Origin of the sequence: Paracoccus sp. (in: a-proteobacteria) (genome assembly GCF_030538755.1) — a bacterium.
In the GTDB taxonomy this organism is placed as follows: Bacteria; Pseudomonadota; Alphaproteobacteria; order Rhodobacterales; family Rhodobacteraceae; genus Paracoccus.
Map to the genome: position 1 here is coordinate 1 of NZ_JAUNTJ010000042.1, position 6,281 is coordinate 6,281.

The following is a 6,281-nucleotide window of genomic DNA, read 5'->3' on the forward strand; positions in this document are numbered from 1 at the left end:
GGGGCGCTCGCGCCCCCTCTTGGCCTGCGGCCAATTCACCCCCTGAGGATATTTTCGGACCAAAGATGGGGGCGGTTTTCTGGCCGCGCCCGGTCGGTCATGCGGCCAGCGTGACCCAGACCGGGACGTGATCGCTGGGTTTTTCCTTGCCGCGTGCGTCGCGGTCAACGCCTGCATCTTGCAGCAGGTCGGCGGCCTGTGGCGACAGCAGCAGGTGGTCGATGCGGATGCCGTTGTCGCGTTCCCAGGAACTGGCCTGATAGTCCCAGAAGGTGAACGGGCCGCGTGTGGCAAAGGGGTCGCGGATGCGGATGGCGTCGGTCCAGCCGTCCCATGCGATCCGGCGCAGCGCCGCGCGGCTGTCGGGCAGGAACAGCGCGTCATCCACCCATGCCTGGGGCCGGGCCGCATCGCGCGGTTCGGGGATGACGTTGTAATCGCCCAGCATCACCACCGGCATTTCACTGGCCAGCAGTTCGCGGGCGCGGCTGCGCAGGCGGGTCATCCACGCCAGTTTGTAGTCGTATTTCGGCCCCGGCGCCGGGTTGCCATTGGGCAGATACAGCCCCGCGATCCGCACCGCCTGATCGCCGATCACCGTTGCTTCGATCCAGCGGGCCTGTTCGTCGCTGTCGTCACCCGGCAGGCCGCGCGTCACGTCCTCCAGCGGCAGGCGCGACAGAATGGCCACGCCGTTAAAGCCCTTTTGGCCGTGGGTTTCCACGTTCCAGCCGAGGTCGGTGAAATGGTCGCGCGGGAAGCCCTGATCCACGGATTTGATTTCTTGCAGGACCACCACATCGGCGTCGGTTTCGGCCAGCCAGTCGGTCAGCGCCGCGATGCGCGCCTTGATGCCGTTGATGTTGAACGTCGCGATCTTCATTGGTCCCCCTTTGGTGCGGTGACGATCAGCTTGTCGATCCGCAGCCCGTCCATATCGGCCACCTCGAAGCGCCAGCCCCGGTCGGTGAACACTTCGCCCGTGCGGGGGATGCGGCCCAGCAGGTGCAGCACCAGCCCGGCGACGGTGGCAAATTCGCCCGCAGGCAGGGCATAGCCGGTTTCGCCCGCGAATTCATCAGCCTTTTCCGCGCCCGACACAAGCCAGCTGCCATCCTCGCGCCGGATCATGTCGGGTTCGTCACCCTCGGTGTCGATGAAATCGCCGGTGATCGCGGCCAGCAGGTCCATGGCCGTCACCACGCCCGAGAAATGGCCGTATTCGTCATAGACCAGCGCCATGCGGGTCGGCGTGCTGCGCAATCTGGCGATCACATCGACGGCACTGGCGGTATCCAGCACCACAGGCGCCGGGCGGATCACGCTGGCCGGGTCGGGCATGTTGCCTCCCTGCGGCAACAGATCGCGCAGCGCGATCACGCCTTTGACCTCATCGGGATTGCCGTCGATCACCGGCAGCCGCGAAAAGGTCGCGCGCCGCGCCATATCCATCACCGCATCGGTTCCGCGCGACAGATCCAGCAGGGTCAGATCGCGGCGCGGCGTCATCATCGCCCGCGCCGTCCGGTCGGCGACCCGCATCACGCCGGAAATCATGGCCCGTTCGGCAGGCAGCAGAACGCCGGCCTGCGCCGCTTCGGCCAGCGTCAGGCGGATTTCTTCGTCGGTGATGGTGGCGGCGTCCTGTCTGCGGATGCCCAGCAGACCCAGCACGATCCGCCCGGCACCATCCAGCAGCCAGACCAGCGGCGCGGCGATCCGGGCAATGGCGGTCATTGGCAGAGCAACGCGCGCGGCGACCTTTTCGGGGTTCGACAGTGCGATCTGTTTGGGCACCAGCTCGCCCACGATCAGCGACAGGAATGTGATCGCGGCCACCACCAGCCCCACGCCCGCAGGCGCGGCCAGTTGCGCGGGCAGGCCCGCTTCGGCCAGCGCCGCCCCGGCCCGCAGACCCAGCGTCGCCCCCGACACGGCCCCGTTCAGAATGCCGACCAGCGTGATCCCGATCTGGACCGATGACAGAAAGCGCCCCGGATTATCGACCAGCCGCAGCGCGGCATCCGCTCGGCGCCCGCCCAAGGCCCGCAGCCGCATGGGCCGCGACGAAACCACCGCCAGTTCCGCCATCGCCAGCCCGCCGTTGACCAGCGTCAGGGCCAGAATGATGGCGATTTCCAGCCACATCAGATGGAAAACGAGGTGCCACAGCCGCAAGAGGACGATGCGTTCGGGTTTTCGATCACGAAACGCGCGCCGATCAGTTCTTCGGAAAAGTCGATCACTGCCCCCGCCAGAAACGGCAGCGAGACCGGATCGACCACCACCGACTGCCCTGCTCCGCTAAGCACAAGGTCATCGGCAGCAGCGTCATCCAGCCGGATGTCATACTGAAATCCCGAACAGCCGCCGCCCTCGACGGCGACCCGCAGCGGGCGCGGGCCGGTGGCGGCGTTGATTTCGGCCAGCCGGGCAAAGGCGCGGTCGGTGACTTTCGGTGGCAGGTTCATGGGGCGTTCCCGTTTTCGTCGTGTTCCCCCGAATATAGGCTTGCCCTTGCATTGCCGCAAGGAAGCCCCATGACCGCAGCACCCTATGCCAGCCAACCCGACGCCAGCCGGGGCCGCCTGTTCCCCGAGGCGCTGTCCACCTTTCGCAGCCCCTGGCAACGCGACCGCGACCGGATCATCCACGCCAGCGCGTTTCGGCGGCTGAAGCACAAGACGCAGGTATTCGTTGAACTGGAAGGCGATGCCTATCGCGGCGACTATTTCCGCACCCGGCTGACGCATACGGTCGAGGTGGCACAGGTCGCCCGCACCATCGCCGGGGCCTTGGGGCTGAACACCGATCTGGCCGAAACCGTGGCACTGGCGCATGATCTGGGCCACCCGCCCTTTGGCCATACCGGCGAAGATGCGCTGGCGGCGCTGATGGCTCCTTATGGCGGCTTTGACCACAATGCACAGGCGCTGCGCATCGTCACCCGGCTGGAGCGGCATTACGCCGGCTTTGACGGGCTGAACCTGACCTGGGAATCGCTGGAAGGCATCGCCAAGCATAACGGCCCCGTCACCGGCGATCTGCCCTATGCGCTGGCCGAGGTGAATGCGGCATGGGATCTGGAACTGCACACCAACGCCAGTGCCGAAGCGCAGGTCGCCGCCGTGGCCGATGACGTGGCCTATAACCACCACGATCTGCATGACGGGCTGCGCGCCGGGCTGTTTTCTGAAACCGATCTGGCCGATCTGCCGGTCGTCGGCCCCGCCTTTGCCGAGGTGGACCGGCTGCACCCCGGCCTTGACCCGATGCGCCGCCGCCACGAGGCGCTGCGCCGTGTGTTCGGCACCATGGTCGAGGATGTGATCGCCGTCGCCCGCAACCGCCTGACCGGCCTGCAACCGCAATCCGCCGATGACATCCGTGCCATGGACGGGCCGATCATCCGCTTTTCCAAGCCGCTGTATCAGAACATCAAGGCGATCAAGGCGTTCCTGTTCGCCCGGATGTATCGCGCGCCCTGCGTGGTGGACGAACGCGCGCATGTGACCAAGGTGCTGAACGACCTGTTCCCGCTGTTCCTGCACGATCCGGCGCAACTGCCCGAGGATTGGGCCGCCATCGCCAAGGCTGCGCCCGATGAAACCGGACGCGCGCGGGTGGTGCTGGACTATATTGCCGGAATGACAGATCGCTATGCCATGGCCGAACACGGACGCCTGTTCGGAAACGGTAAACCGGGCGGTTGATGCGCGGTCGCAAAGGGGGCGCTCGCGCCCCCTCTTGGCCTGCGGCCAATTCACCCCCTGAGGATATTTCCAGACCAAAGATGGCCCGGCAGCGCGTGTCTTTCGTTGAAAAATATCCTCGGGGGGAGCCGCGGAACGCGGCGTGGGGGGCAGACAGCCCCCCGTGCGCAGTGCCGTCAGTCACGATTGTCGAAGTCGTCGCCTTCGTCATCGTCATCGCCAAAGCGGGCGTCGTCGGCATATTCGTCTTCGCCGTCGCCGACATATTTCGATGACAGCGCGATGGAGTGGTTATCATGCGCCGGGTCCATCACCACATCGGATGGAATTTCCCCGGCCAGCCATTCGCGGATTTCGTCGCGGGCCTCGGCCGGGTCTTGTTCGGTTACGCGGGCGATATAGGCGATGAAGGCGCGTTGGTCGCCGTCGATTTCATCCAGGTCGGTTTCGCTCGTTTCCGGCCAGCGGTCCAGGATCGCCTCGTAGAAGGCATTCCAGTTGTCCTGCACATGATGCCATTTCATCGGTCCGCCTCCTTTATTGCGCCGCCTGCCACCAGACTTCGGGCAGAAAGCCCGGCCAGTCGCCATAAAGCGGGGTCCGTTCAGGATAGTGCAGATCGGCGCTGTGGGCCAAGCGGGAAATTGCGGAATAGCTGACCGGGATGACATAGCGCCCCGCCGTCAGCACACGGTCCAGCGCGCGCACGGCGGCGCTGTAATCCTCGGATGTGGCGGCGTTCAGCATGGTGGCGATCATTGCCTCGGCGGCGGGGCTGTTCATGCCCATCCAGTTGCGGCTGCCGGGGCGTGTCACGCCCTCGTGTCCCCAATAGAGCATCTGCTCATTGCCGGGGCTGAGGCTGAGGGCGCGTTCATACCATGTCATATCGAACTGATAATTATTCGTCCGTTCGATATATTGCGCCGAATCCAGCAGTGTGACGCGCGGTGTGATGCCCAGATTGGCCAATGCCTGCACATAAATATCGACGATCTGCTTGGTTTCCGAGGCGGTGCGCATTGCCGTGCCCGCCTGATTAAGCAGAATTTCAAAGCGGAACGGCTGGCCCTGCGTATCCTTCAGCACCCCGTCCTGCACGGTCCAGCCCGCCTGTTCCAGCAGGGCCAGTGCGCGCCGCAGGCCCGTGCGATCCAGCACGCGGTCGGTGCCCTGCGGCAGGGCATAGCCCTCGATCGTGCCGGGCGGCAGGTCGGCGGCAAAGGGGGCCAGCAGCTCGGCTTCGCGCCCCTGCGCCGCCTGATCCGGCGTCATGGCCAGCGGCGAGTTGGCGAAATAGCTGCTGATGCGCGGATCGCGGCCGCCGTTCAGCACCCCGTCGATAAAGCGGAAATTGAACGCCTCGATCATCGCCTGCCGCACCCGCCAGTCGGCAAAGATCGGGTTGCGGGTGTTCATCACCAGCCCCATGATCCCCGAAGGGCGCTGATGCGGGATTTCCGATTGCACCACCCGGCCCTGCGTCAGCAGCGGAAAGTTATACTCGGTCGCCCATTTCTGGGCCGAAAGCTCGCGCCAGAAGGTGACTTCGCCAGCCTTGAACGCCTCGAACATGGCATTCGCATCGGCGAAATAATCGTAGCGGATCACATCCAGATTGTGCAGGCCGCGATTCAGCGGCAGATCCTTGCCCCAGTAGTCAGGGTTGCGGCGAAAGCTGATCGAGCGGCCCGGATCGACCCGATCCACCACATAAGCACCCGAGCCGATGGGAACCTCTAACCCCGATTCCGCGAAATCCTTGCCCTCCCACTGTGCCTTTTTCAGAATCGGGCGCATCCCCATCAACAGCGGCAGTTCCCGGTCGGGTTCGGTGAAGGTCAGCCGCAGGCTGCGTTCGCCGGTCTGTTCGATGCGGTCGATCTTGGCCCATGTCGCCAGATAGCGGGGATGCCCGACCGTCCCCAGCGTTTCATAGGACCAGATCACGTCCTCGACCGTGACCGGCGAGCCGTCGGAAAACCGTGCCTGAGGGCGGAGGGTGAATTCGACCCACATATGGTCAGGGTCCGTATCGACGGCCTCGGCCAGCAGACCGTAAAGCGTGAACGGTTCGTCAATGCTGCGATACATCAGGCTTTCGGCCACATGCACACCGACACCCCATGCGGCATTGCCTTTCAGCACCCAGGGCTTCAGCGAATCGAATCCCCCCGGCTCGGCCAGGCGAATCGCCCCGCCCTTGGGCGCGTCGGGGTTGGCATAGGGCAGATGAGCAAAGCCCGCCGGCAGGGCCGGTTCGCCATACATCGCAATGCCATGCGCAGGTTCAGCAAGGCTTGCCAGCGGCATCGCTGCAACAGTTCCCCAAACCACTGCGGCGGCCAGAAAACCGCCGTGGATCGCGGAAATGTCAGGGAATTTGAAGATTCGCATCGCTGCCAGCCTGCCTTTCTTAAGATTGTCTGCGATTTCAACCGCCAGACCGGCGCGCCGTCAACGCCCCGGCCAAACTTCGCCTTGGAATCACGCATCCGGTGGCGTATAACACGCTTACTGCTCGATAGGTTTCTTGCCTGTATGAAACCTGCCTCATGACTTGCGCCC

Annotated in this window: 6 protein-coding genes; 1 reads left to right on the top strand and 5 read right to left on the bottom strand. The window is 64.7% G+C overall.

The window, feature by feature from the left end; translation table 11 throughout:
• Positions 1–97: 97 nt before the first annotated feature.
• Genes xth through Q4G14_RS14865 form a run of 3 tightly spaced genes read right to left on the bottom strand, consistent with a single transcriptional unit; the run spans position 98 to position 2,471 of the window.
• Positions 98–883 (bottom strand): exodeoxyribonuclease III, encoded by a 786-nt coding sequence (gene xth / locus Q4G14_RS14855; protein WP_303362543.1) that lies wholly within the window; start codon positions 881–883, stop codon positions 98–100.
• Complete coding sequence (locus Q4G14_RS14860; protein WP_303362544.1) at positions 880–2,148, bottom strand: hemolysin family protein; 1,269 nt, start codon at positions 2,146–2,148, stop codon at positions 880–882. The genes xth and Q4G14_RS14860 overlap by 4 nt, the downstream gene beginning before the upstream one ends.
• Positions 2,148–2,471, bottom strand: coding sequence for an iron-sulfur cluster assembly accessory protein (locus Q4G14_RS14865; protein ID WP_303362545.1), 324 nt, complete (start codon positions 2,469–2,471; stop codon positions 2,148–2,150). The genes Q4G14_RS14860 and Q4G14_RS14865 overlap by 1 nt, the downstream gene beginning before the upstream one ends.
• A gap of 69 nt (positions 2,472–2,540) precedes the next feature.
• Between Q4G14_RS14865 and Q4G14_RS14870 the strand changes: the two genes are divergently transcribed.
• Positions 2,541–3,713 (top strand): deoxyguanosinetriphosphate triphosphohydrolase, encoded by a 1,173-nt coding sequence (locus Q4G14_RS14870; RefSeq protein ID WP_303362546.1) that lies wholly within the window; start codon positions 2,541–2,543, stop codon positions 3,711–3,713.
• A 176-nt stretch (positions 3,714–3,889) separates the two neighbouring features.
• On the opposite strand, the gene Q4G14_RS14875 is transcribed toward Q4G14_RS14870, so the two are convergent.
• Together Q4G14_RS14875 and Q4G14_RS14880 are read right to left on the bottom strand one after the other, a co-directional pair.
• Positions 3,890–4,237: a hypothetical protein gene (locus Q4G14_RS14875; protein ID WP_303362547.1), complete on the bottom strand. Its 348-nt coding sequence runs from the start codon at positions 4,235–4,237 to the stop codon at positions 3,890–3,892.
• A gap of 13 nt (positions 4,238–4,250) precedes the next feature.
• A complete protein-coding gene (locus tag Q4G14_RS14880) occupies positions 4,251–6,110 on the bottom strand; it encodes an extracellular solute-binding protein (protein ID WP_303362548.1) in 1,860 nt (619 codons plus the stop codon).
• Positions 6,111–6,281: the final 171 nt, after the last annotated feature.

Excerpts from the sequence above, each read along its gene's own strand:
- xth (WP_303362543.1), bottom strand. The coding sequence starts at position 883 with ATGAAGATCGCGACGTTCAACATCAACGGCATCAAGGCGCGCATCGCG.
- Q4G14_RS14860 (WP_303362544.1), bottom strand. The coding sequence starts at position 2,148 with ATGTGGCTGGAAATCGCCATCATTCTGGCCCTGACGCTGGTCAACGGC.
- Q4G14_RS14865 (WP_303362545.1), bottom strand. The coding sequence starts at position 2,471 with ATGAACCTGCCACCGAAAGTCACCGACCGCGCCTTTGCCCGGCTGGCC.
- Q4G14_RS14870 (WP_303362546.1), top strand. The coding sequence starts at position 2,541 with ATGACCGCAGCACCCTATGCCAGCCAACCCGACGCCAGCCGGGGCCGC.
- Q4G14_RS14875 (WP_303362547.1), bottom strand. The coding sequence starts at position 4,237 with ATGAAATGGCATCATGTGCAGGACAACTGGAATGCCTTCTACGAGGCG.
- Q4G14_RS14880 (WP_303362548.1), bottom strand. The coding sequence starts at position 6,110 with ATGCGAATCTTCAAATTCCCTGACATTTCCGCGATCCACGGCGGTTTT.